General features: G+C 63.5%; 21 protein-coding genes and 1 pseudogene. 8 read left to right on the forward strand and 14 right to left on the reverse strand.

The genetic code is table 11. The features are described from left to right. Window positions 1-43: 43 nt before the first annotated feature. The gene (gene hemB / locus OH705_RS09640) at window positions 44-1,054 is read right to left on the reverse strand and encodes a porphobilinogen synthase (protein ID WP_094011618.1); all 1,011 of its coding nucleotides are present in this window, start codon (window positions 1,052-1,054) and stop codon (window positions 44-46) included. Between the two features lie 208 nt (window positions 1,055-1,262). Between hemB and OH705_RS09645 the strand changes: the two genes are divergently transcribed. Then, window positions 1,263-1,907 carry a DedA family protein gene (locus OH705_RS09645; RefSeq protein WP_081941314.1) on the forward strand — a complete coding sequence of 215 codons (645 nt, stop codon included), beginning with the start codon at window positions 1,263-1,265 and terminating at the stop codon, window positions 1,905-1,907. A 501-nt stretch (window positions 1,908-2,408) separates the two neighbouring features. Here OH705_RS09645 and OH705_RS09650 read toward each other — a convergent pair. Beyond that, window positions 2,409-3,035 (reverse strand): annotated as a pseudogene (locus OH705_RS09650) (sterol desaturase family protein); the annotation flags it as partial. 113 nt (window positions 3,036-3,148) lie between these two features. Between OH705_RS09650 and elbB the strand changes: the two are divergent. After that, window positions 3,149-3,817, forward strand: a complete 669-nt coding sequence (gene elbB, locus OH705_RS09655) for an isoprenoid biosynthesis glyoxalase ElbB (RefSeq protein ID WP_094011619.1) — start codon at window positions 3,149-3,151, stop codon at window positions 3,815-3,817. Window positions 3,818-3,906: 89 nt separating this feature from the next. On the opposite strand, the gene OH705_RS09660 is transcribed toward elbB, so the two are convergent. Together OH705_RS09660 and OH705_RS09665 are read right to left on the reverse strand one after the other, a co-directional pair. Then, on the reverse strand, window positions 3,907-4,359 hold the full coding sequence (locus OH705_RS09660; RefSeq protein ID WP_023630873.1) for a YaiI/YqxD family protein: 453 nt from the start codon (window positions 4,357-4,359) through the stop codon (window positions 3,907-3,909). 94 nt (window positions 4,360-4,453) lie between these two features. Continuing rightward, entirely contained in the window at window positions 4,454-6,397 is a 1,944-nt protein-coding gene (locus OH705_RS09665; protein ID WP_267302040.1) for a cytochrome c/FTR1 family iron permease, read from the reverse strand. 289 nt (window positions 6,398-6,686) lie between these two features. On the opposite strand from OH705_RS09665, the gene OH705_RS09670 reads away from it, so the two are divergent. From OH705_RS09670 to OH705_RS09685, 4 genes are read left to right on the forward strand one after another with little or no spacing between them, the layout of a single operon-like run. Next, window positions 6,687-8,078 carry a COG3014 family protein gene (locus tag OH705_RS09670; protein WP_267302042.1) on the forward strand — a complete coding sequence of 464 codons (1,392 nt, stop codon included), beginning with the start codon at window positions 6,687-6,689 and terminating at the stop codon, window positions 8,076-8,078. A gap of 14 nt (window positions 8,079-8,092) precedes the next feature. Continuing rightward, entirely contained in the window at window positions 8,093-8,461 is a 369-nt protein-coding gene (locus OH705_RS09675; RefSeq protein WP_038707145.1) for a YcfL family protein, read from the forward strand. 22 nt (window positions 8,462-8,483) lie between these two features. Continuing rightward, on the forward strand, window positions 8,484-9,071 hold the full coding sequence (gene lpoB / locus OH705_RS09680; RefSeq protein WP_023632455.1) for a penicillin-binding protein activator LpoB: 588 nt from the start codon (window positions 8,484-8,486) through the stop codon (window positions 9,069-9,071). Between the two features lie 3 nt (window positions 9,072-9,074). Beyond that, a complete protein-coding gene (locus OH705_RS09685) occupies window positions 9,075-9,818 on the forward strand; it encodes a hypothetical protein (protein ID WP_046857545.1) in 744 nt (247 codons plus the stop codon). Between the two features lie 74 nt (window positions 9,819-9,892). Here OH705_RS09685 and OH705_RS09690 read toward each other — a convergent pair whose 3' ends face one another. The 6 genes from OH705_RS09690 to OH705_RS09715 all read right to left on the reverse strand — a co-directional run bounded on the left by OH705_RS09690 (window position 9,893) and on the right by OH705_RS09715 (window position 15,849). After that, complete coding sequence (locus OH705_RS09690; protein WP_094011622.1) at window positions 9,893-11,311, reverse strand: efflux transporter outer membrane subunit; 1,419 nt, start codon at window positions 11,309-11,311, stop codon at window positions 9,893-9,895. Continuing rightward, entirely contained in the window at window positions 11,308-12,183 is an 876-nt protein-coding gene (locus tag OH705_RS09695; protein WP_094011623.1) for an HlyD family secretion protein, read from the reverse strand. Before OH705_RS09695 ends, OH705_RS09690 begins: the two co-directional genes overlap by 4 nt. Beyond that, window positions 12,180-12,392, reverse strand: a complete 213-nt coding sequence (locus OH705_RS09700; protein ID WP_267302047.1) for a DUF1656 domain-containing protein — start codon at window positions 12,390-12,392, stop codon at window positions 12,180-12,182. The genes OH705_RS09695 and OH705_RS09700 overlap by 4 nt, the downstream gene beginning before the upstream one ends. After that, window positions 12,389-14,476 carry an FUSC family protein gene (locus tag OH705_RS09705; protein ID WP_038707142.1) on the reverse strand — a complete coding sequence of 696 codons (2,088 nt, stop codon included), beginning with the start codon at window positions 14,474-14,476 and terminating at the stop codon, window positions 12,389-12,391. The genes OH705_RS09700 and OH705_RS09705 overlap by 4 nt, the downstream gene beginning before the upstream one ends. Beyond that, window positions 14,473-14,910, reverse strand: a complete 438-nt coding sequence (locus OH705_RS09710) for a MarR family winged helix-turn-helix transcriptional regulator (RefSeq protein WP_023630816.1) — start codon at window positions 14,908-14,910, stop codon at window positions 14,473-14,475. Before OH705_RS09710 ends, OH705_RS09705 begins: the two co-directional genes overlap by 4 nt. A 126-nt stretch (window positions 14,911-15,036) precedes the next feature. Continuing rightward, on the reverse strand, window positions 15,037-15,849 hold the full coding sequence (locus tag OH705_RS09715) for a tetratricopeptide repeat protein (RefSeq protein WP_094011624.1): 813 nt from the start codon (window positions 15,847-15,849) through the stop codon (window positions 15,037-15,039). 206 nt (window positions 15,850-16,055) lie between these two features. Here OH705_RS09715 and OH705_RS09720 point away from each other — a divergent pair, with 206 nt between their 5' ends. Next, window positions 16,056-16,613: a WYL domain-containing protein gene (locus OH705_RS09720; protein WP_094011625.1), complete on the forward strand. Its 558-nt coding sequence runs from the start codon at window positions 16,056-16,058 to the stop codon at window positions 16,611-16,613. 106 nt (window positions 16,614-16,719) lie between these two features. Here OH705_RS09720 and OH705_RS09725 read toward each other — a convergent pair whose 3' ends face one another. The 3 genes from OH705_RS09725 to OH705_RS09735 are packed head-to-tail and all read right to left on the reverse strand — an operon-like array spanning window position 16,720 to window position 21,625. Continuing rightward, the gene (locus OH705_RS09725; protein WP_031315213.1) at window positions 16,720-18,078 is read right to left on the reverse strand and encodes an HlyD family type I secretion periplasmic adaptor subunit; all 1,359 of its coding nucleotides are present in this window, start codon (window positions 18,076-18,078) and stop codon (window positions 16,720-16,722) included. Between the two features lie 7 nt (window positions 18,079-18,085). Continuing rightward, window positions 18,086-20,242: a type I secretion system permease/ATPase gene (locus tag OH705_RS09730; RefSeq protein ID WP_038707141.1), complete on the reverse strand. Its 2,157-nt coding sequence runs from the start codon at window positions 20,240-20,242 to the stop codon at window positions 18,086-18,088. A gap of 45 nt (window positions 20,243-20,287) precedes the next feature. Then, window positions 20,288-21,625, reverse strand: a complete 1,338-nt coding sequence (locus OH705_RS09735; RefSeq protein ID WP_094011626.1) for a TolC family outer membrane protein — start codon at window positions 21,623-21,625, stop codon at window positions 20,288-20,290. 469 nt (window positions 21,626-22,094) lie between these two features. Between OH705_RS09735 and OH705_RS09740 the strand changes: the two genes are divergently transcribed. Continuing rightward, entirely contained in the window at window positions 22,095-24,221 is a 2,127-nt protein-coding gene (locus tag OH705_RS09740) for a retention module-containing protein (RefSeq protein WP_267302049.1), read from the forward strand. A gap of 63 nt (window positions 24,222-24,284) precedes the next feature. On the opposite strand, the gene OH705_RS09745 is transcribed toward OH705_RS09740, so the two are convergent. Then, window positions 24,285-25,622, reverse strand: coding sequence for a TolC family outer membrane protein (locus OH705_RS09745; RefSeq protein ID WP_038707140.1), 1,338 nt, complete (start codon window positions 25,620-25,622; stop codon window positions 24,285-24,287). Between the last annotated feature and the right edge of the window lie 57 nt (window positions 25,623-25,679).

Genomic DNA, 25,679 nt, shown 5'->3' on the forward strand with positions numbered 1-25,679 from the left:
AGGGTTGAGCACTTCGTTATTCATCTGACGTTCCTGGAGAGCGTTACTGCCCTCTCATCATTTGAGCGGCACGCACGGCGAAATAGGTCAGGATGCCATCGGCGCCTGCCCGTTTGAATGCGGTGAGGGATTCGAGGATCACGGCTTCGCTGAGCCAGCCGTTCTGGATCGCGGCCATGTGCATGGCGTACTCGCCGCTGACCTGATAGACGAAGGTCGGCACCTTGAACTCGGTCTTCACCCGGTGAACGATGTCCAGGTACGGCATGCCCGGCTTGACCATGACCATGTCGGCGCCTTCGGCAAGGTCGGTGGCCACTTCGTGCAGGGCCTCGTCGCTGTTGGCCGGATCCATCTGGTAGGAGGCCTTGTTGGCCTTGCCCAGGTTCAGCGCCGAGCCGACCGCATCACGGAATGGGCCGTAGTAGGCACTGGCGTACTTGGCCGAGTAGGCCATGATGCGCACGTTGACGTGGCCGGCCACTTCGAGGGCTTCACGGATCGCGCCGAGACGGCCGTCCATCATGTCCGACGGGGCGACCACCTGGGCGCCGGCCTCGGCATGGGACAGCGCCTGACGCACCAGGGCGTCGACGGTGATGTCGTTCTGCACATAGCCTTCCTCATCGAGGATGCCGTCCTGACCGTGGGTGGTGAACGGGTCAAGGGCCACGTCGGTGATCACCCCCAGTTCCGGGAAGCGGGCACGCAGGGCGCGGGTGGCACGCTGGGCGATGCCGTCCGGGTTCCAGGCTTCGGCGCCATCGAGGGATTTCTTTTCGGTCGGGGTCACCGGGAACAGCGCCAGCGCCGGAATGCCCAGCTCTACCCAAGCCTGCGCGGCTTCCAGCAGCAGGTCGATCGACAGGCGCTCGACGCCCGGCATGGACGGCACTTCTTCGCGGCGGCCCTCGCCGTCCAGTACGAATACCGGAAGAATCAGGTCATCGACAGTCAGGGTGTTTTCGCGAACCAGACGACGGGAGAATTCGTCCCGACGGTTGCGACGCAGACGGGTGGCAGGAAACAGACGATTGGCGGGGGTAAAGCTCACGGCAGACTCCTGAGCCCGCGCAGGCGGGCGAGCGCGACAGTTATAAGCGGCCATTATGACGCCTGTGTGACACCCGAGGGCAACCCTGCGACTTGTGGCCGCAGTCATTGTCCTTGTAGGAATTGTTCACGTCGAGACACATTTGGACACTTTCCCGAACGCGCCCGAAGGGGTAGGCTGCGCGTTCATTTCGCCAGCACGCCAGAAAATGCTTCAACAATTCCTGAACGATTTCGGCTACTTTGCCCTTTTTCTCGGCACGTTCTTCGAAGGCGAGACCATCCTCGTGCTCGCAGGGTTTCTTGCGTTTCGCGAATACATGGATATCAAGCTGGTGGTCCTGGTGGCCTTCTGTGGCAGTTATGCCGGTGACCAGTTGTGGTATTTCATGGGTCGACGCCACGGGCGCAAGATCCTCGCCCGCAAGCCTCGCTGGCAAGCCATGGGCGACCGCGCGCTGGAGCATATCCGCCGCCATCCGGACATCTGGGTGCTGAGCTTCCGCTTCGTCTACGGCCTGCGCACGGTGATGCCGGTGGCCATCGGCCTGTCCGGCTACCCGCCACGCCGCTACCTGCTGCTCAACGGCATCGGCGCCGCAGTCTGGGCCCTGGCCCTGGGCCTGGCCGCCTATCACTTCGGCGCCATACTCGAAGGCATGCTGGGCAGCATCAAGAAATACGAGCTATGGGTGCTCGGCGGCCTGCTGGTGCTGGGCCTCGCGCTCTGGCTGCGCCGGCGCTTTCGCAACAGCCGCGCCGAGCGTCGCGCGGCGGCAGAGGGCCAGGCCGCCGAGGCTGAGCAGGCTGTAACCCAGGAGCAGCAGCCAGAACAGGGGCGTGACCAGCACTAAGCCCAGCGCGCCGGCCAGGTACAGCGCTGGCGCATTCGACAGCAGGCGCGCCAGCTCCAGGCGCGCTGCCCAGGGTCGATCCTCGAGCGCCACGCCCAGCACGAACAGCCCGAACGCCATTACCGTCCAGCCCAATGCCAGGGCTGCGGGCGTCACCTGGTCCGCCATCTCCATCAGATAACTGCCCAACGCCACGTAGACCGCGAACTGCGCCGTGACGTACAACTGCTGTGCACCGCCCAGCGGGATCGCGAACTTGCGAAACGCGGCGAGGTCCTGCTTGGCCTGTGGATAAGCGGCGGTCACGTCCGCTGGCCGCCAGCCAGTGGGCATGAACCAGATACGCAGCTTGTCCCACCAACGGGCCGTTCGCCGGGCGTCGTCCCACAGCTGGGCGTAGAACTGCACGTTGGCCCACAGCGGGTTCCAGCTCGCCAAAGGCGTGGTCACGCCGAAGATCACCGGCTCGCGATCGTCCTCTTCCTGGAAGGTGCCGAACAGCCGGTCCCAGATTATGAACACGCCGCCGTAGTTGCGATCCAAGTACAGAGGATTCTGCGCATGGTGGACGCGATGGTTGGACGGCGTAATGAAAATCCACTCAAGCCAGCCCAGCTTGGGCACATGGCGAGTGTGCACCCAGAACTGGTAGAGCAGGTTCAGCGAGGCCACGGTGAGGAACACCAGGGGCGGCACACCCAGCAACGCCAGCGGCAGGTAGAAGATCCAGGAAAACAGAAAACCGCTGCTGGTCTGGCGCAAGGCGGTGGTGAGGTTGTACTCCTCGCTCTGGTGATGCACCGAGTGCGCGGCCCACAAAACGTTGCGCTCGTGGCCCAGGCGGTGCAGCCAGTAATAGCAGAGGTCGTAGAGCACGAAAGCGACCACCCACACCCACCAGGCACCCGCCGGCAGCCGCAGCCAGGCCAGGTGCTCCCAGGCCACGGCATAGGTGATCAGCCCCACCCCTTTGGTCAGAAGGCCGGTGCTGGTGGACAGCGCACCGGTGCTCAGGCTGTTGATCGAGTCGGCAAGCTGGTAGTTGCGGCGCCCGCGTACGCGGTCGGCGATCAGCTCCACCGCGATCAGCACGAAGAAGAACGGCACGGCCAGCAGAATCAGGTCCATGAACGGCCACCTCCAAGGTTGTCCACGAAGATTAGGCCCGCACTGGGGCAAATCCCATGGCTACATCTGCCAAACTAGAGGACATTTAGCGCCTCGACACTGGAGTATTGAGCATGACGAAAAAAGTTGCGGTGATTCTGTCCGGTTGCGGCGTGTACGACGGCGCCGAAATCCACGAGAGCGTGATCACCCTGCTGCGCCTGGACCAGCGCGGCGCCCAGGTGCAGTGCTTCGCGCCGAACATCGCGCAGATGCATGTGATCGACCACCTGACCGGGGAAGAGATGCCCGAATCGCGCAATGTGCTGGTGGAGTCGGCGCGCATCGCCCGTGGCGAGGTGAAGGACATTCGCGAAGCCAAGGTCGAGGACTTCGACGCCCTGATCGTGCCGGGAGGCTTCGGCGCGGCGAAGAACCTGTCGAACTTTGCCGTCGAAGGCGCCAACTGCACCGTGCAACCGGACGTGCTGGCGCTGGCCGAGGCCTTTGCCGGCGCCTGCAAGCCGGTCGGGCTGATCTGCATCTCGCCGGCCCTGGCGGCGAAGATCTATGGGCCGGGCGTGGTCTGCACCATCGGCACTGACGCCGATACCAGCGCGGCGGTGGTGAAGATGGGCGGCACCCATGAAGAGTGCGATGTGCATGACATCGTCGAAGATACCCAGCGCAAGCTGGTGACTACCCCGGCGTACATGCTGGCCAAGTCGATCAGCGAGGCGGCGGGTGGCATCTACAAGTTGGTGGATCGGGTGCTGGAGCTGACCCACGAGGGTGACAAGTAAGGCCTCGAAGGCCTGCTACGCAGGCCATCGCCGGCAAGCCGGCTCCCACAGGATCACCTACACATGCGGGAACCGGCAACCCCACGTACTCAACGCTTGGAAAGCCGTCCCAGAATCCGGTCCAGGGCATTGGCGAACGCCTGCTTCTCGCGTTCGCCATAAGGTGCCTGCCCGCCACCCACCTGCCCCTGCTCGCGCAGTTCGGTGAACAGGTTGCGCACCGCCAGGCGCTCGCCCATGTTGCGCTCGTCGAACTCGCGGCCACGCGGGTCCAGCGCGGCTACGCCTTTCTTGATCAGGCGGTCGGCCAGCGGCACGTCGCTGCAAATCACCAGCTCGCCGGGCTCGGCGTTGTCCACCAGGTAGTCGTCGGCCGCGTCCATGCCGCTGGGCACCACGATAAGCCGCACGCAGGCGAAAGCCGGCTTGATCTGCGGCTGGCCGGCCACCATCACCACCTCCAGCTTGCGCTTGAGGGCGAACTTGACGATCAGGTCCTTGGCCGCCTTGGGGCAGGCGTCGGCATCGATCCATACACGCATGAGATTAATCCTGTGCTCCGGGCGGACATTATGCCAGCCCCAGCCTCATTGCGGGGCGGGGTGGCGGCACACCACCCCTTCCCACTGCACAGACTCAGCTGGCCGCCGCCCGGCGCTTCTCGGCCAAGCGGCTGCGCCCATAGAGGAACACGATAGCCAGCAACGCCACCGCCTGCGCGCTCAGTGAGTAGCGATCGGCGTGGATCCCCAGCCAGTCGAACTCGAAGAACGCCACCGGCCGCGTACCCAGGACGCCGGCCTCCTGCAGCGCCTTGACGCCATGCCCGGCGAACACCACCGACAGCGCACAGAGCAAAGCCGCGTTGATGCTGAAGAACAGCGACAGCGGCAGCTTGGCCGAGCCGCGCAGGATCACCCAGGCCAGGCCCACCAGCAGCACCAGCGCCGTGGCACCGCCTGCCAGAACCGCCTGGTGGCCAGCAGGCCCGGCCTGCAGCCACAGGGTCTCGTAGAACAGGATCACCTCGAACAACTCGCGATACACCGAGAAGAACGCCAGCACGGCAAAGCCGAAGCGCCCGCCGCCACTGACCAGGCTGCTCTTGATGTAGTCCTGCCAGGCGGCCGCGTGGCGGCGGTCGTGCATCCACACGCCGAGCCACAGCACCATCACCGCGGCGAACAAAGCCGTGCAGCCTTCGAGCAGCTCACGCTGCGCGCCACCGACATCGATCACGTAGGCCGCCAGGGCCCAGGTGGCGAAACCGGCGACCAGCGCCAGGGCCCAGCCGACGTTGACGCTACGCACCGCAGACTGCTGGCCGGTGTTGCGCAGGAAAGCGAGGATCGCCGCCAGCACCAGGATCGCCTCCAGGCCCTCGCGCAGCAGGATCAGCAGGCCGGAGATGTAGCTCAACGACCAGCTAAGGCCATCGCTGCCCAGCAGCTTCGAGGCCTGTTCGAGCTTGACCTTGGCTTCAGCCAGGCGCTGTTCGGCCTGGGCCACCGGCAGGCCGTCCTGCAGCGACTGACGGTAGGCCATCAGCGACTTCTCGGTGTCCTTGCGGGCCTGGGTGTCGATGTTGTCAAGCGAGCTTTCCACCAGCTCGAAGCCTTCCAGGTAAGCCGCCACCGACAAGTCGTAGGCCTGGTCGTGGTCGCCGGCACGGTAAGCCGCCAGGCTCTTGTCCAGGGTGCTGGAGGTGTACTCGAGCAGCTGCGCCGGGCCACGCTTGACCTGCGGCGGTTGCGCCCGCCGGGCGCGGAACGCGCCCACGGCGTTTGCGCCTTCATTGGCGGCAACCTCGGCCGGGGTCTGCCGGGCCAGGTCGGCGAGGTTCCAGGTCTTGTCGCTCTTTGCCGCCTGCGGATCGGCGGTGAAACTGGCGATGTAGGCCGCCACGTCCCAGCGTTGGCGCTCGTCGAGCTGGTCAGCGAACGAGGGCATCTCGGTGCCCTCGATGCCCAGCCCGAGGGTGTTGTACAGGTCGAACAGGCTGAGCTGGTCGAGGCGCGCGGCATCGCGCAGGTTGGCCGGCGCAGGCTCCAGGCCGACGCCGGCCGGGCCATCGCCCAGCCCGGTATCGCCGTGGCAGATCGAGCAATTCTGGGCATACAGCGATGCGCCGCGGGCCGGGTCCGGGGTGATCACCGGTGCCTGGCTTACCTCGTAGGCCACGGCCAGCCGCGCACCCAGCTGGCGGGCCTGACGGGCAACGCCGGCGCCATCCTGACGCTGGTCGATGGCCTGGCGCAGGCTCTGGACACCCTGCTCCAGCGCGCCGCGCTCGGCATGCTCGGGCAGCCCCTTGACCAGCTCGGCCAGCACCCCGCTGAACTCCTGTTGCTCGCGGTATTCCCCGTCGTCCACCACCTTGCCGTCGCGCACGGTCGGTGGGTAGTCGGCACCGATGTAATCCAGCAGATGCAACGCCTTGGTCGCCTCGGCGGGTGCTTCGGCCAGCGTCGGGGTGCTGCACAGCGCCATCACCGGGCCAAGCAACAGGGCAGGCAGCCAGGCAAGCAGACGGGAACGGGAAATCATGGCCAATCTCGACGGAAATACGAAAGAGAACATTGTTCACTTCCACTCTCTCCCGCTCAAGGCTCACTGGCAGATTTCATGAAAAATCTTGCGACAAATTGACCTGTCAACAGCCTGGAAAGCGCTTTTTCGACCGATGGCACGCCTGCAGAAAATGCGAAGCAATTCGCCATCACATAGCTACTACTTTGGGTATAATTCCGCGCCGCCGTAATAGCCATTAGCAATCAAGGCGCCTCCATCGAGAGGTTCTGGCGATAAAACAGAGGGATCTGCCGCCCCCGCCCACGCGGCCAACCGTTTCAGGGAAAGAAGAAGTCCGATGGTATCCCGCGCCCTCACCCTGGCGACCCTGGTCGCCGCCGTGCAGCTTACCGGCTGCTCGGTGTTCCGCAGCTACGACAGCGAACTGCAGGAGACCAACAAGCAGTTGGCCGCCGGCAATGTCGACGCCGCCCTCGCCCTGCTGGAAAGCAACAACAAGGGCGACAAGAAAGACCTGCTCTACTACTTCGAGAAAGGCGAGCTGCTGCGCTCCAAGGGCGACCTCAAGGGCAGCCAGGACGCCTGGCGCTCGGCCGACAGCGTGGTGTTCCAGTGGGAAGAGTCGGTCAAGCTCGACACCGACAAGTACCTGAGCCAGTTTGGCAGCTACTTGGTCAACGACAAGGTGCGCCGCTACGAAGGCTACGACTACGAAAAAGTCATGTTGACCACGCAAATGGCCTTGAACCTGCTGGCGCAGAACGACTTCGACGGCGCCCGCACCGAGATCAAGAAGACCCACGAGCGTGAGGCGATCATCGCCGAGCTGCGCGACAAGGAATACCTCAAGCGCGAGGAAGAGGCCGAGAAGGAAGGCATCAAGACCGAATACAAGGACCTGCAGGGTTACCCGGTCGCCAGCCTCGACGCCCCTGAGGTGGTCGGCCTGAAGAACAGCTACCAGAGCGCCTTCAGCCATTACCTGTCCGGCTATGTCTACGAAGCCCTCGGCGAGAAGGGCCTGGCCGCGCCGGGTTACCGCAAGGCCGCCGAGCTGCGCCCGAATACCCCGCTGCTGGACCAGGCGCTGCTGGAGCTGGACAAGAACAGCGCCAAGGCCGGTGAAAGCGACGTGCTGATCGTGGTACAGACCGGCCTGGCCCCGGCTCGTGATTCGATCCGCATCCCGCTGCCACTGCCGATCCAGGACAACCTGGTGATCACTCCGTTGTCGTTCCCGATCATCAGGGAGGACACTTCGACCGCGCACCTGAGCGAGATTCAGCTCAACGACAAGGTCCTGGCCCTGACCGCGCTCAACAGCACCACCGCCATGTCACGCCGCGCCCTGCGCGACGACATGCCTGGCATCATCCTGCGCACCAGCGTGCGCGCCATCAGCCGCGGCGTGGCGCAGAAGAACTTGAACCAGACCAACCCGATGGCCGGGCTGGTGGTGGGCATTGCCTCCACCGTGCTGGAAGGTGCCGATACCCGTACCTGGCGCACCCTGCCAAACGAAACCCAGGTGGCCCGTGTACGCCTCAAGCAGGGCGAACACCACGTGAGCCTGCCGTCGAGCCTCGGCGGTACCCAGATCACGGTGAAAGTCGATCGCCCCTACCAGGTGGTCAGCCTGCGCGTGGTCGGCAACCGCGTGTTCGCTGGCGGCCCGTCCGTCGAAGTCGCCCCGCAGGCCGCAGCCACTGCTGTCGCCAGCCTCAAGTAACCCAAGGATCGAACATGCGCAAAACATGCCTCGCCCTGGCCGCCGTCGCCCTCCTGGCCGGCTGCGCCACCCCGCCCCCTGCCCCGGGCAGCGCCGCCAGCAAGGTGGTGACCATGGGCCAGCTGGATGACATCGAGATCGGCCAGATGCGCGTCGCCCGCGAAAACGGCTATCTCACCGTCAACGTGGCGCTGACCAACAGCAGCCGCAGCAACCAGACCCTGTTCTACCGCTTCGCCTGGCTGGGCAGCGATGGTTTCCCGGTGGCCGATGAAGAGAGCTGGAAGGCCCTGCCGCTGTACGGCAAGCAGGCCAAGTTCCTGCCCGCCATCGCACCGACCCCCGCAGCCCGTGACTTCCGCCTCGAAGTCCACACCCGGTAACCCCCTTTCAGGAGCACGTTCGATGTTTGCACGCCTTTCCCTCGCCGCCCTCGCCATCGCCCTGGTCAGCGGCTGCAGCACCCCTTCGCCGGTTCTCGGCGGCAAGAACATCAGCTACGGCGACAGCAAGGCCGTCGAACTGGTGACCAACGAGTTCGGCTCCACCGACCTGCAGATGATAGCCGAGAGCATGACCCGCTCGCTGGCCCAGTCCGGCGTGCTGCACGGCCGCCCGGTGGTGCAGGTGTACGACGTGAAGAACAAGACCAGCGAGTACATCGACACCCGCGAGATCACCACCTCGATCAAGACCCAGCTGATGAAATCCGGCGCCGCCCGCTTCGCCAGCGACAACACCGACATGCAGAGCCAGGTCGACCAGCTCAAGCTGCAGAACCAGAGCGGCCTGTACAAGAAGAAGACCGTGGCCAAGACCGGCAACATGATAGCCGCCAAATACCGCCTGGAAGGCTCGATCAGCTCGATCGTCAAGCGCAGCAGCGACTACAAGGACGTGTTCTACAAGTTCAGCCTGCAGCTGATCGACGTGGAAAGCGGCCTGGCCGAGTGGATGGACGAAAAAGAAATCCGCAAGACCACGGAGCGCTGATCGATGCGTGCATGGATGGCAATAATCGGCCTGGCCTGCGCCTTCGGCGCGCAGGCGGCCCCCAAGGTGGCGGTGACCGACCTGGCCTACCAGGCGCAGGTGGAGGAATACATCCACACCATCAACGCCCAGAGCAGCGGCCAGGCCGGCATGTACCACGCCAGCGGCCAGTCGAGCTACAGCGAGTACGAGAGCCTCAACAGCTACATCGAGCAGACCGAGCTGCGCAAGTTCGGTGGCGACATCAAGGGTGAGATCCTCAAGACCGGCATGTTCCAGCTGGTCCAGGGCCGCCCCTACACCGCCGACTCGAAGGAGGACGTGTACGACGTGATCCGCCGCATCAAGAACGGCGCGTTCAAGGGTGCCGACTACGTGCTGTTCGGCACCCTGTCGGACATCGACTTCCAGCAGGACATCAACTCGCTGGACCACACCGACAGCTACTCGGCGGTGCTGGGCCTGACCGTGGTCGCCGACTTCAGCCTGATCAACACCCGCACCTACGAGATCACCTCGGCGTTCACCGCCATGGGTGAAGGGCAGGACACCAAGCTGGTGAAAAGCCAAGACCGCCGCGTGACGTTGAACCGTCCGCGGGTGGTGCGCGATGTATCGAAGGCACTGGGCGAGGATGTGGCGCAGCAGTTGGCCGAGCAGTTGGGCGGCTCGGTGCCCGGGCAGGCGAAGCAGCCGCGTGGGCGGGACAACCTGCCGCCGGATGAGCCGGCGCGGGTGCTGAACTAAGCCTCTCCCCCAAGGGAAATGGGGGCTTCATAGGGGTTCGTGGGAGCGGCGATGCGTCGCTCCCACACTCTTCCTCAAGGTCTGGCACTGCTTTTCCAGCCGCCACCCAAGGCCAGGAACACGCCTATCTGCCCCATCGCCACCTGACTGTTGGCCGCCGCCAGCTGCGCCCGTGCATCGGTGTAGGTCCGCGTCGCTTGCAGATCCGCCAGGAACGACTCACGCCCCACCTGATAGCGCATGTGGGTCTGGTCCGCCGACTCCTTGGCGGAGCGCTCCGCCTCGGCCAGCGCGTCGCGCCGATCCAGCAGCGCGCTGTATTGCGCCAGGCGGGTCTGGGTTTCGCGAATGGCATTCAGTACCACCCCATCGAAATGTGCCAGCGCCGCTTGGGTCGAGGCCTCGGCCATGCGGATGCGCGCGCGGGTGCCGTTGGTGGGGATGGCCCAACTGACCTGCGGGCCGAAGCCCCAGCGGTTGGTGGCCGGCTCACCGAGGTTGTCGAGGATGCCGATGGTGCCCACCTGGGCGCCGATGCTGATATCCGGGTACAGCGCGCCGGTGGCCACACCGATGGTGGCAGTGGCTGCCGCCAGCTGGCGTTCGGCCTGACGCACATCCGGGCGGCGCTTGAGCAGAGCGGCGCCATCGCCGACCGGAACCAGTTGTGACAGCTGTGGCAGCTCGGCGCAATCGGCGGTGCCGGCAGGCAATTGCTCGACAGGCCTGGCCAGCAACGCGGCCAGCGTGTAGAGGCCCGCCTCGCGCTCGGCCTTGAAGCGCGGCAGCTCGGCGCGCAAGGACTTGAACTGGGTCTGCGACCGGGTGACCTGGCTCTCGTCGCCACGCCCGGCGTCGCGCAGACGCTGGGTCAGTTGCACGCTCTGCTGCTGCAGGTCCAGCGACTCGCGGGCGATGTGGTACTCCTCGTTGGCCGAGCACACCTGGGTGTACGCCTTGACCACATCGGCCACCAGGGTGATGCGCGCGGTGTCGGCGGCGGCTTGCACGGCATCGGCATTGGCCTTGGCGGCCTCGGTGCCGCGCTTGAAGGTGCCCCAAAGGTCGAACTGGTAGCTGGCGCTGATGATCGCCTCGCCAATGTTGGCAACCGGCACTTTCTCCGGCAGCAGGAACGCTTCGCCGGACTCCTGTAGGCGCTGGGCACCCAGCTTGACGCCACCATTGAAGCCACCCTGCGACTCGGCCACCTCCACCTGGGCGCGGGCCTTGGCGATGTTGGCGGCAGCCACGCGCAGCTCGGTGTTGGCGCCGAGCGCCTCGCGCACCAGCTGGTTGAGCCTTTGATCCTGGTACAGCTGCCACCAGTCCTCGGGCACTGGCGCCGAGACCACGCTATCGGCGTCCTGGCGCAGCGGGCCGTTGAGGTCGCCGCGCTGCACGGCGGCCTCCTTGGGCAGCTCGTAGTCCGGGCCGACCATCATGCAGGCGCCAAGGGACAGGCACAGCCCCGCCAGGATCAGCTGTTTCATGGGCGTTGGCCCTCTACGATCGACACCGTGGCGGTGCGCCCGGCGATCATGCGAAAGTCCGCCGGCACTTCGTCGAAGGTGATGCGTACCGGGATCCGCTGGGCCAGGCGCACCCAACTGAACGCCGGGTTGACGTTGGGCAGCAGGTTGGCGCCGCTGCTGCGGTCGCGGTCCTCGATACCGGCGGATAGGCTCTGCACTCGGCCGCGCAGGCGGGTGGGGTCGCCCATCACACGGATATCCACGGCGTCGCCGATATGGATCCCGCCCAGCTTGGTTTCCTCGAAATAGCCATCGACGTGATACGAGGCGCTGTCGACCACCGACAACACCGGGCGCCCGGCGCTGACGAACTCATGAGCGCGCGGGGCGCGGTCGTTGAGGTAGCCATCCACCGGGCTGCGCACCACCGAGCGGTCGAGGTTGAGCTGGGCGACATCCACCTGCACCTGGGCCTCGCTCACCGCCGAACGGGCGCGGGCCTCGCGGGACTGGCTCTCTTCCAACTGCTCGGCCGCCACCAGGTTGCCCAGCTTACGGTTGCGCTGGGCCTCGCGGGAGGCCTGGGCCAGGGTTTCCTGGCGTTCGGCCAGGGTTGCCTTGGCCTGGCGCAGGGCCAGGGTGAAACGGTCCTGGTCGATGGTGAACAGCACGTCACCGCGCTTGATGGTCTGGTTGTCGCGCACCTCGACCTGCTGGATCAGCCCGGAGACATCCGGGGCGATCTGGATCACGTCAGCGCGGATATGGCCGTCGCGGGTCCAGGGGGCGAACATGTAGTACACCACCATCTGCCACACGAGCACGGCGGCGAAGGTCACTACCAGCAAGGTCAGGACCACGCGGCCCAAGGTCAGCAAAGGTTTTTTCATGGCAGCATCAGGCTTCGGCAAAAGTGGTCCACCGCGCCAAGCAGCACGGCATACAGGGCAACGTTGAACAGCGCCCGGTGCCAGACCAGGCGGCAGAAATGCAGGCGCACCAGCACTGCGTGCACCCCCAGGTACAACAGGTAGGTGCCAAACATCATCACCAGCAGCGTGGGCAGGAACACCCCGCTGATATCCAGTTCACCGATCACAGGGGTGCTCCGTCGAGGCCCGGGGGCAGTTGCGTTTGTTCGGCGGGCTCGAGCATCACCTCGACACCTGGCAGCAGCGCCAGGCGCAAACCGGCCAGGGCGTGCAGCAGGTGGGTGCGGGCATCGCCGCGCTCGTAAAGCTCATCGAGGTTCAGCGCCAGGCGCGCGCGCTCCATGTTGCGCAGCAGTGCCGCCGGGGCATGCAGGCGCTCGCCGGCGCGCAGGCAGGCGGCATAGTGCGCGCCGACTTCCTCGATCACCGTCTGCAGGCGCTCGCGAGCCTGGGCGCCGGCGCGCGGCATGTACGCCAGCAGGTCGAGCAGATTCAGGCCCACGCGCAGGTCGCGCAAGGCCACGCCACTGTCCTGGCCGGTCTGCGACAGGCGAGGCAGGTGCTGCATCAGGCGGTCGAGCATCTGCACGCCGACCTGGCGGTGCTCGGCCAGGGTGGCCGGCGCGGTCATCTCGACAATGTCGCGCCAGGCGAAGCGGGTCATGCGCTTGGCCGCCAGTTCCACGCCGAACGGGCGTACCACCAGGGTCCAGATGAAGGCGAACAGCAGCCCCACGGGACCGGCCAGGTTGGAATTGAGGAAGGTGAAAAAGTCAGCGTCGTAGGCACCCTGGATGCTGATGAAGGTCGAGGTGTTGACGATGGTCAGCAAGGTGCCGAGGTAGAAGCGCGGCTGCACGGTCAGGGTGCCGACGCAGATGAACGGCACGGCAAACGCCAGCACCAGCATGGCGAAATCATGCAGGTTGGGCAGCACCAGGAACAGGTACAGGCTGGAGAAGATCACCGACATCAGCGTCCAGAAGAAGAACCGGTAGATCTGCGGCGCCGGGTCGTCCATGGCGGCGAAGAAACTGCACGACACGGCGGCGAGGATCACCGCGCTGGCGCCGTCGTTCCAGCCAAGGCCGATCCACAGGCCGCAGGCGACGACGATGGCGGTGACGGTGGAAAACACCGAGTAGAGCATCAGGCCGCGATCGAAGAACGGCGTCAGCCGACCCAGGCGCCAGTGACGATAGACCGCGCGCCAGGGCGTGGCGTCGTCCTTGCGCAGGGCGTGCTGCAGGCTGCAGCAGTCCTGCCAGAGGTCGGCCCATTCGGTCAGGCGATAGAGGGCGTTGGACAGCAGCAGCTCGGCGCGCTGGTCGAGGGCGGCGGCGCCCGGCTGCAGGCGGTCGATCTGCTCGTGCAGGGCGGTCCAGCGTGCCACCGAGGCGCTGTCGGCGGTGCCTTCGAGCCATTTACGGGCGCTGTCCAGCACCGGTTGCAGCAAGGCGAACTGCGCCGGGGCACGACCTTCAAGGGCGATCAGGGCATCGTCGAGCGCGTCGATCACCGGCAGCAGATGGATCATCCGCCCGCGCAATTCGCGGGCGTTCTTCAAGGTATGCGGGCCGGCGCCTTCATGGCCGAGCTGGCCGATCATCAGCTCCAGCGAGTTGAAGGTGGCGACCATCGCGCCACGCATGCCGCCGACCTTGTCGGCGCCGGCTTCGCGGGCCAGGTAGGTGTCGCAGTAGCGAATCGCTTCGCCGAACCAGCTGCCGGTGGCGCCGACCACCACAGGTGCCAGCCGGCGCGGCCAGAACACCGCGCCAACCACCGCCGCGCAGACGATTCCCAGGCAGATTTCCTGGGCCCTGGACGAGGCCACGTCAAACACTGCCAGCGGGTTATCGACCACCGCCAGGGCGATCATCGGCAGGGTGTAGCCGGCCAGCATCAGCACGTAGTTGTTGGCCGTGCGCAGGTTCAGCGAGAGGAACAGCAACGTGCCGGTCCACAGGGCGATGGCGATGCTCAGCAGCAGCGGCGATTGCACCAGCGGTGGCACCAGCAGGATCGCCCCGCCAGCGCCCAGCAAGGTGCCCAGGGCGCGGTACAGCGCCTTGGATGTGGTCGGGCCGAGGAATGGGCTGGAGACGATATAGACCGTGGCCATGGCCCAGTACGGGCGCGGCAGCTGCATCAGCAGGGCGATATACAGGGCAATCATCGAGGCGGCGAAGGTGCGCACGCCGTAGAACCAGTCGCGGGCAGGCGGGACCGAGCTGAAGAAGCCACTCATGGCTGCAGGCCTGCCTGTTCGAAGGCATGGATGACCCGCAAGGTGGCCTCCAGGTCGGCCTGGTCTATGCCTCCAAGCACCTCACGACGCAGGCGCACCAGCTCGCCTTCGATGGACTCGGCCAGGGCGCGGCCCTCGACGGTCAGGCTCAGCGCCTTGGCACGACGGTCCAGCGGATCCTCGCTGCGGCATACCAGGCCAGCCTTGCACAGCTGGTCGAGCAGGCGCACCAGCGACGGGCTTTCCAACCCGGCCGCCTGGGCCACCGCCACCTGATGCACGCCATCGCCCAGGCGCACGATCATCAGCAAGGGGACGGCGCAGGCTTCGGAAATACCGTAGCCGGTCAGGGCGCCCTGGCACAGGCGGCGCCAGTGCCGGGCAGCCACAACCATGCCGCTGCTGATTTTCAGGTGCAGTGCGTCGAGGGACATGTGAGAACCGAGGATATTCATAGTTTGCTAACTATCAATATACGCCCTGCCCTCCCCCTGTCGTCAACCGCAGGTGACGGAGGGAAAACATGAAAGGTTGTTCATGATCCCGGCAGGCGCGCTGCGCTAAGGCTGGATCTGGTCTTCCAGCTTCATGGTCAGTGCCAGCGTGCTGCCCAGTTGGATTGCCTGGTCGCGCCAGCCCAGGTAGCGCGCCGCGTCGCGGCTGCTGAAATGCACAGCCAGCTCCTCGGCGGCCTGCATCACCCCGGTTGCCGCCGCCAACTCCAGCCAGTACAGACCGGCCTTGATATCGGCCTCGACGTACAGGCCGTGCAGCAGTCGGTACCCCACTTCGAAGCGGCAGCGCTTCTCGCCACGCTCGGCGCCACGCAGAAACCATTGGTAAGCCTCGAGAGGGTCGACCTGCCACTCCTGTTCGCCGTCGCACACCTCTTCCTCGTACAGATCGCCCAGCGCCGCAGCGGCATGCACCATGCCCCGCTCGAAAGCATGGCGGTAGTATTCGGCCGCGTTAACGTAGGAAACATCGACGCCCTTGCCGAAGTATTGCTGCTGGCCGAGGTTGAACCAGGCGGCAGCGTTGCCCTGCAACGCCGCCATGCGCAACAGGTGCCCCGCCAGCACCGTGTCGCCGCGCCAATACTTGCCATTGAGCCAGACCCAGCCCAGGTCGTTGAGCGCCGCGACATTGCCCAGCAGGGCCTGGCGGCAGAGGTCGTGGTAGACCGCCTGCAGGTCGACTGCCTCGTCCAGGCGGTCGATCAGGCCAAAGCGCTCGCCGCTCAGGGCCTGTTGGGCGGGCATGCCGACCCCGGCGAACAGCCGGTGGCGCTGCCCCGGGCGAGCCGGCGCCGGGACGATCCGCTCCGGTAGAAGCCGGGCAAGCAGCGAGTGGATATTGCTGGCGGCAGACATGTTCATCCTCATTGAACGACCCACAGCTCCAACCTCCACTGTGATGAGGCGTGATTCTGCGCGATGCCACGACAAAACCTGTCGCGAACGAATTGATCCCAGGCAACCAATTGCATCTTCCTTGATCTGAGCAGGCTGTGGCCAATTGCCATGCCCTGCACGTGCCGCCATCCTATGCCCGCAAGCCTAGACAAGGACGTTTCCTTTTGCCGTTCGCCACCACCCGTGCCACCCTCAGCCGCCAATGGGCATTGCTGCGCCAGTTGCCCAGCCGCTCCCCCGGGATCACCAGTGCCGAACTGGTGTGGCGCCTGCGTGACGTGGGCTTCAATGTCAGCAAACGCACGGTCGAGCGCGACCTCAACGAGCTGTCGCTGATCTTTCCACTGGAGCGCAATGACAAGAGCATCCCGTTCGGCTGGCACTGGTCGGCCAACGCCGGCGGGGAGTTACGCGGAAATTTCGACCTGCAGGGGTATCTGCGCGGCGATACTTTGCAGCCTGGACAAGGTCAGGGCATCGAACTGCAGGCGTGGATCAGCGATTTGCTGGCCCGCCGCCTGCGCGAGACACCGCTGAGCGCGGATATGCGGTTGACCGCCCTGGATCAGGGGCACCGACTGCGAGCGACGGTGGCGGACGGTTGGCCCTTGCGCTGGTGGTTGCTGAGCCAGGGCGATGGACTGGTGGTGGAAGCGCCGCAGACGCTACGTGAAGAGATTGCACGGACATTGGTCAACGCGGCGGCGCAATATCTGGAATGACTGACTGCCCCGCCATGGCATCGGACCAAGCAACATCTCTGCTTGCACTTACGCCATCGCGGGCGCAGCCCGCTCCCACAAGCACTGCTGATGCCCCTTGAGGCGATCAGCGCTCACGCAGCGCTTCGCTGCGCGCCTTGATGATCGGCTTGAGCAGGTAGCTCATGATGGTCTTCTTGCCGGTCATGATGTCTACCGTCGCCACCATTCCCGGGATGATCAGCAGCGGCTTCTCGTCGCTGCCCAGGTGGCTCTTCTCGGTGCGCAGCTTGATCAAGTAGTAGGTGGTCTTCTTGTCTTCGTCGGTGATGGTATCGGCGCCGATCTGCTCCAGCTTGGCCTTCATCCCGCCATAGATGGTGTAGTCATAGGCTGTGAACTTGACCGTGGCTTCCTGGCCTGGATGCAGGAAGGCGATATCCTTGGGCAGGATCTTCGCCTCGATCACCAAGGTATCGTCCAGCGGCACGATCTCGATGATGTCGCTGCCCGGTTGGATCACTCCACCGATGGTGTTGACCAGCAACTGCTTGACGATACCTCGCACTGGCGAAGTGACCATGGTGCGGTGCACGCGGTCATCCAGCGCCTTGCTGGTGGCGGTGGCCTTGTTCAGCTCGGTGCGGGCCTCGTTGAGCTGGGTCAGCGCCTCGCTGCGGAACTTGCCGCGGGTCTCCTCGATCTTGCTCTCGACCTCCTTGATCGCCGCCTCGGCCCGCGGGATAGCAAGGGCGGTGGAGTCCATCTGCCCACGGTTCTCAACCTCGGCCCGGCGCAGCCGCAGCACCTCGACCTGAGAGATAGCGCCTTGGGCCACCAACGGCTCGGACATGGCGATCTCCTGGCGCAGCAGCTGCAGGCTGTTGGCGTACTGGGCGCGCTTGGAGTTGAACTCGCGTAGCTCTTGTTGCTTTTGCACGAGTTGCTGTTGCAGACCGCCAATCTCGTCCTGCAGCTGCTGACGCCGACTCAGGTACAGCGACTGCTCGTTGGCCGCCTGGCTTGGGGCGGCTTTGCGCAGTTCCTCGTCAATCTGCAGCGGCTTGTCCTCGACCTCGGCGTTCAGACGCTGCACACGCAGAGCCATGGCCAAGCGCGAGGCCTCGGTCTCGTCGACGTTGGAGGCAAAGCGGGTCTCGTCCAGGCGCAGCAGCGGCTGGCCGACTTCGACGATCTCCCCCTCCTTGGCGAAGATCTCGGCAACGATGCCACCTTCAAGGTTTTGGATTTTCTGCACCTTGGATGACGGGATGGCCTTGCCCTCCCCACGGGTCACCTCGTCGATGGGCGCGACGCTGGCCCAGACGATGAGAAACAAGAAGAACGCGATCACGCCCCAGATGGTCAGACGCACCACTCGCGGCGCGTCCTCGATCAGCGCCTTGTTGACCTCGGGCAGCGGCTGCCCGGCCAGCGACTCGGAGCCCTTGAAGTAGCGGCGCAGGTTGTCCTTGAAACGCCCCATATCCAGCTTATGCAACACTGATCTGCCCCTTCTTCAGCGCATCCATGACGGCGGCTTTCGGGCCATCCGCGACGATCTGTCCACGATCGATGACGATCAATCGATCCACCAGCGACAGCAGCGACGCCCGGTGGGTAACCAGCAGCACGGTCTTGTTCTCGACCACTGCGGCGAGGCGCTGCTTGAGCCGCTCCTCGCCGGTGTTGTCCATGGCGCTCGTGGGCTCGTCGAGCAGCAGAATCTGCGGGTTGAGCAACAACGCACGACCCAGAGCGACGTTCTGCCGCTGGCCACCGGAAAGATTTTGGCCGCGCTCGCCGACCTGCAATTCGTAGCCGTCGGGGTGCAGGCGGGCGAACTCGTGCACGCCGGCCAGTTCCGCGGCCTGGAGAATCAGCTCGTCCTCGATGTAGCGGGCGCCGCTGACCAGGTTGTCGCGCAGGGTGCCGGCCAACAGCTGGATGTCCTGGGGCACGTAGCCGATGTTATGGCGCAGTTCGCTGACGTCGATCTGGCGGATATCCACGCCATCGACCAGCAGCGAGCCGTTATCTGGTTCGTACAGGCCGACGATCAGCTTGGCCAGGGAGCTCTTGCCCGAACCACTGCGACCGATGATGCCAACCTTCTCACCCGGACGGATATTCAGGTTGATGCCCTTGAGCGCCTGGTTCTGCTGGTTTGGATAGGTGAACTCGACGCCGCGGAACTCGATCGCGCCCTGCAGCACCTGACGGCTCAGCGGACGCTCTTCGAAATTGCGCTCCTGGGGCAACTCCATCATCTGGTCGGTGGCAACCATGGTCACCTTGGCTTGCTGATAGCGGGCCAGCAGGCCGTTCAGCGAGCCCAGTGGGCCAAGGGCCCGACCGCTGAGCATGTAGCAGGCCACCAGGCCACCCATGCTGAGATTGCCGTCGATGATCAGGTAGACGCCCACGCAGATCATGGCCACGCCCGCCAATTGCTGGACCAGCGCGGTAATGTTCATGGCCAGGCCCGACAGCACCTTCACCCGCAGTTCCAGTCGGCTTAAGGTGCCTAGGGTCTGCTCCCACATGTACTGACGCTCACTCTCGGCGTTGTTGACCTTGATCCCGTCCAGTCCGGCCAGGGTCTCGATCAAGCTCGACTGCCGCTCGGAGGCCAAAGCCATGGTGCGTTCCATGGTCGCCATCAGCGGTTTCTGCAAGGCGTAGCCAATACCCAAGGCAAGGGGGAACGCCAGGATCGGAATCCATACAAGGTGCCCCCCGATGATGGCGATGACCACCAGGATTAGCAGAGTGAACGGTAGGTCGATCAGGCTGGTCAGTGTCAACGAGGCAAGAAAGTCACGCAGGCCCTGAAACTCATGGATGTTCTGGGCGAAGCTGCCGACCCGCGCCGGCCGGTACTTCATGGCCATGCCGACGATACGCTCGAACAGCGTCGCCGATATGATCAGGTCGGTCTTCTTGCCGGCCAGGTCCAGGCACAGGCTGCGTAGTCCTTTGAGGATCAGGTCGAACACATAGGCCCCGGCGATACCCACCGCCAGCACCCACAGGGTCGAGGTGGCCTGGTTGGGCACCACGCGGTCATAGACGTTCATCACGAACAGCGGCGCTGCCAGGGCGATCAGGTTGATCACCAGGCTCGCGGCGATGGCATCGATGTACAGCCATTTGCTGCGCAGCAGCGTGTCGCGGAACCAGGAGCGCGCGCGAGGGATCAGGTTGCCGTGGTTGACGTCGAACTTGTGCTGGGGCTGGGCGAAGAACACCTTGCCGCTATAGTCGCCCAGCAACGCCTCACGGGTGACATGCACTTCGCCGCCGTCGCTTTCGCTGAGCAGCAGCCGCGCGGTGTCTTCATTTTCCCAGCCCAGCAGCACCGCGCAGCGGCCTTCCTTGAGCAGCAGCATCGCCGGCATGGCGATGCTGGGTATCTGCTCCAGCTTGCGCTGCAACAGGCGCCCCTGCAGCCCGGCCCGTGCGGCCGCACGCGGCAGCAACTCGGCGGTCAGGCGTTGTGAGGGCAAGGGCAGCCCGGTGGTCAGCATGGCCCGGCTGGCGGGTTTCTGATGCAGGACACACAGGGTCAGCAGACTGTCCAGCAGCGGGTCGTCATGCTGACTGCGTGGATCGTGGCTGAGTTGGACTCGACTGACTTCGGATTCCACGCGGCGCTCTCTTCATCCTTGCGGGGGGTGGGTTCAAGGCGCCTTTCAGTTCATGCCTGGCAGGTTCACCTTGGGTTTCAGGTCGTTCTGCACAACGGTGGCCATCGGGGCTACAACACCCTGGCTCTTGAGCAGTTGGCCAATGGTCGCCTTGATTCGGTACTGAGTAAACATTTGTATGTTCTTCACTTCCACCAGACGACGCTGGGCGGTGAAGGTTTCATTCTCGCTGTCGAGCAAGTCGAGCAGGGTTCGCTCGCCCAGGCCGAACTGCTGCTGGTAGGCGCTGCGCACCCGCTTGCTGTGATCGACGTACTGCTGGGCGATCGGCACCTGGGTGTTGGCGTTGTCCAGAGCATTCCATGCCAAGCCTAACTCCTCATTGAGTTGGCGCAAGGCGTTGTTACGAATGTCCAGTGCCTGGTTGGCCAGGTACGACTTCGATTCCAGGTCCGCCTTGTTGCTGCCGCCTGCGTACAGGTTGAAGTTCATGCGCAGCATCGCCTGCCACTCGTTGTTGTGGCCGGTCGCACCGTCTAGGTTGTTGGCTACCGTTCGTCCAATTTCGGCATCGAAGCGCGGATAGAACGTGGACTTTGCCGCTTCGTATTGTTTTTCGGCGGCGGCGATGTCCGACTCGGCCGAACGCAGAATCGGACTGTTCTTGATCAACTGATGACGGGCCTCCTCAAGGGTGGCCGGCAGCAGGTCCAGAAATGGCGCAGGCATGCTTAATTCGTCGGGCATCTGCCCGACGACGCTCAGGTAATTGATATTGGCATCAGCCAGGTTGGTCTGCTCGGTGGTCAGGTTGTTGCGGGCCTGGGCCAGGCGCGCCTCGGCCTGGTCGAGGTCGGCAAGACGGCCGACGCCACGGCTGGTTCGCAACTTGATCTGGTCAAGGATGCGTTCGTGGTTTCGCAGGTTATCTTCGGCCAGGCGCACCATCTCCCGGCGCGACAGCACATCGAGGTAGACCTGGGCAACTGTCAGCGCGGTGCGCTCAGAGGTGCCCAGCAGGGAGTAGGCGCGAGCGTTGACGGTAGCCTGTTGACGCCCGACCTCACTGGAAGTGGCGAAGCCGTCGAAGACCATCTGCCGCAGGCGGATCGCCGATTCGCCACGGTTGAGCGTCTCCCAGCGATTGCGGGTGCCTGGGCTGTCGCTGCCCTCGCGGCCATAGCCGGCGGTCACTTCGACCCGCGGCAAATAGCCGCCTTGGGCTGCACGCAATTGATGGTCCACAGCCGCGCGTGCGTTCACGCCGGCCTGGATTTCCGGGTGCACCTCAAGGGTTTTCTGCATGGCTTCGGGCAACGTCTGGGCTTGAACAAGCGTAGTGATGAAAGTGAAAGGTAGAGCGGCGAACAAGAACACACGCATTCAACTGATTCCCGGAAAAATACTGTCACGACTATAAGAGCTAATTCCTCCTAACCTTTTAAGATGAAAGCTCACTTGTAGCAGTAGGAATATTTACCCAATCATGTACGGCATGTAGGAATACTCTTCAGAAACACGATTTCCGATATGAAGTGCAAAAATTATTGCTTAGCATCATCCGAAACATGCCAAGGACTCAGGCAAACCCTAGGGGCATAGTCAGGCCTAGGGTTATCACGAATAGTTGTCGCGCGGCGATCAGGCAAGGCAAAAAAAGGCGAAGAGCGGTCGGGCCGTGCTCGAACCTACAGGCTGTAAAAGTTCAACTCGAGCCTATTTCAACGCAGCATGCCCATCGAGCAGGCAAAGCCTAAAGCTTGCGCCACATATTCAAGCACACCAAGCCCAAGTGACATAACCACATGGCCGCCACTATGGCAGACCCCTGCATAAAAGTTTGGAGAGTTAAATGAGCACTGTTGCCGCCATCGTAAAAAGCCTTGTTGGCCAGGTTATCGCAGTTTCTCCAGAGGGTATCCAGCGTATATTGATCGAAGGCGACCGCTTGCTTGCCGGAGAGCAACTCGACACTGGCATCGGCGGCTCGGTGACCCTTGAACTGGCCGATGGTCGCATCTTCGAACTGGGTGGCGACACCCGGTGGACCGGCACTCCTCCAGGCAGCAGCGACCTCAGCACAGCCGCATCGTCGAGCGAAGCACTGCAGCAAACCACCACGGTGGGCGCAGACGCGACTATCGAATTCGATATCCCAATCGTCGCCCCAAACGCCCCTGATGACGGTGGCCACAGCCGCGTCATGCTAGAAGAAACCGCAGGGATGGTCGCCCCGAGAATCGGCTTCCCAACCGATACTGGCACGCCATCGAGTTGTAGCGATCTCCACGAATCCCCTGGCAATGCATATACCTCAGGCGCTCGGGCGCTCAACACGATCCATGCACCTAACGCGACGTCATCCTTTACTGATCAGCCGCAGGCCTACGTCGGCATCAATCTGAACGAGGGAGATGACACCTACGCCCTCACCGCTGATCACAATATCGTTGTGGCAGACATTGCGGGCTGGCGTGTCCTGCCCGGGCAGAACTACAACCTTGCGTTCATCGTGGACACCTCTGCCAGTATGAAAGAAGAAGGCGTCGGTGCAGCGAAAAAGTCTCTCGAGACAGTGTTCAAGGTATTGGCCGCCAGCGCCCAGAGCGCCCACTCAGGCAGCGTGAACATCCTCCTGGTGGACTTCTCCTCCAACGTCAACAGCATCGTTTCGGTTACCCTGAACGAAGAAGGCTTAAAGCAATTGCTCGATGCCTTGAACACCCTCAAACCGGGAGAGGGCGATAACGCTGGCACAAACTATGAAGATGCATTCAAGACAACTGCCAATTGGTTCAATAATCTCCAGAGTGCTGGCAGCTGTGCCAGTAACCAGACGTTCTTCCTCACCGATGGCGTACCAACCCATTATCAAGAAGAGCGCATCAACCCGATACTGGGTGACTCAGGCACTACTCTGGATAGTTTCCTGAGCACTATAGATTATCAGAAGGGCATGACATACAACGGCCACCTTGGCAGCGGCACTTCCACTATAAATATCGATAGCGATGGCAGCCTGACGCTGAGCTATTACAGCGATAAAACATGGAAGCATGAGCCACTTGGGAAATTGTACGCAAATGGCCATGGCGGTTACGAACTGTCTACTGTCGTACATGAAAACCCAAAGCAGGGCCCTAACTCCCTCCTCAACGCACTTGCCAGCTTCGAACTGCTGAAAGACCTGTCCAATGTCGAGGCCATCGGCATAAATGACAGTATCCAGCTTGTGGAACTGAACCCTTTTGATTCCGACGGCGTGCCGCAGGCCAATATCGACCCGAGCAAGCTGGCCGAGGCTATCTTCGGAACCACCGAGTCTGTCCGACCGGGTAACGATACCGTCGATGGTGGTGGCGGCAACGACATTCTTTTCGGCGACCTGATCACCTTCGACGGCATCGCCAGCGCTGGTGTTCATGCAATTCAAGATTACGTCGCCGACAAATTGAACATGCCGGTGAATGCTGTAAATACCGAAACCATGCACAATTTCATCACCGAGCACAGCGCCGAATTTAACGTTTCGGGCAGAAATGATGGAGCCGACACACTGCTGGGCGGTGCTGGCCAGGACATTATCTTCGGCCAGGGTGGCGACGATCACATAGAGGGTGGCAAAGGTGACGACGTGCTGATCGGAGGCAAAGGGGCCGATACCTTCGTGTGGAGGGCCGGCGACGAAGGTAACGATGTGATCCGGGACTTCAACGTCCAGGAAGGCGACCGACTCGACCTGCGCGATCTGCTACAGAGTGAGGAGGACATTGCCATCGACAACTTCCTCAGAATCACCACTGTCGACGGCGAGACCACGCTACAGGCGAGCAGCGACGGCAAACTGAACGCTGCCGGCGGCTTGGCAAATGCCGATGTCAGCATCAAGCTCGAGGGTGTCAACTGGTCGAACACCACGATCCAGTCACTGATCAGCGGTGCCGATCCGACCATCAAGGTCGACCATTCCAACAGCTGAACCCGCTCCAACCAACGGCCTGCAGCCACCGTCGGAAGGAGCCAGGGATACTCAAGACTTCCCTCAGTTCATGCCCGGCAGGTTCACCTTGGGCTTCAGGTCGTTCTGCACAACCGTCGCCATCGGCGCGACGACACCCTGGCTCTTGAGCAGCTGGCCGATGGTCGCCTTGATTCGGTACTGAGTAAACATTTGTATGTTCTTCACCTCCACCAGGCGGCGCTGGGCGGTGAAGGTTTCATTCTCGCTGTCGAGCAAGTCGAGCAGGGTTCGCTCGCCCAGGCCGAACTGCTGCTGATAGGCGCTGCGCACCCGGTTGCTGTGATCGACGTACTGCTGGGCGATCGGCACCTGGGCGTTGGCGTTTTCCAGAGCATTCCATGCCAGGCCTAACTCCTCATTGAGCTGTCGCAAGGCGTTGTTGCGGATGTCCAGTGCCTGGTTGGCCAGATACGACTTCGATTCCAGGTCCGCCTTGTTGCTGCCGCCGGCGTACAGGTTGAAGTTCATGCGCAGCATGGCCTGCCATTCGTTGTTGTGGCCGACCGCGCCGTCGAGGTTGTTGTCGGCCGTTCGTCCGAGTTCGGCATCGAAACGTGGATAGAACGTAGACTTTGCCGCTTCGTATTGCTTCTCGGCAGCCGCGATGTCCGACTCGGCCGAACGCAGGATCGGGCTCTCTTCGACCAACTGGTGGCGAGCTTCATCGAGGGTCGCCGGCAACAGGTCGACAAATGGCGCGGGCGTGCTTAACTCGTCGGGCATTTGCCCGACGACGCTCAGGTAGTTGGTGTTGGCATCGGCCAGGTTGGTCTGCTCGGTGATCAGGTTGTTGCGGGCCTGGGCCTGGCGCGCTTCGGCCTGGTCGAGGTCGGCCATGCGGCCTACTCCACGGCTGGTGCGCAACTTGATCTGGTCGAGGATACGATCGTGGTTGCGCAGGTTTTCTTCGGCCAGGCGCACCATCTCACGGCGCGATAGCACGTCCAGGTAGACCTGGGCGACGGTCAGCGCGGTGCGCTCGGAGGTCCCCAGCAGGGAGTAGGCACGTGCGTTGACGGTGGCTTGTTGACGCCCGACCTCGCTGGAGGTGGCAAAACCGTCAAAGACCATTTGCCGCAGGCGGATCGCCGATTCGCCACGGTTGAGCGTCTCCCAGCGGTTGCGGGTGCTTGGGCTGTCGGTGCCCTCGCGGCCATAACCGGCCGTCACATCGACCCGCGGCAAATAGCCGCCCTGGGCTGCACGCAGTTGATAGTCCGCGGCCGTGCGCGCGTTCACGCCGGCCTGGATTTCCGGGTGTACCTCGAGGGCCTTCTGCATGGCTTCGGGCAAGGTTTGTGCTTGAACGAAAGAGGCGGCGAGAGCGAAAGGAAGAGCGGTGAACAGTGACGCACGCATTTTTACTGGTTCCCGAGAGAGCTGTTGTCCCAAATCACAGCCGAAGCCGTGCCTGCC

It is taken from the genome of Pseudomonas sp. BJa3 (assembly GCF_026343815.1).
GTDB classification, from domain to species: domain Bacteria; phylum Pseudomonadota; class Gammaproteobacteria; order Pseudomonadales; family Pseudomonadaceae; genus Aquipseudomonas; species Aquipseudomonas soli.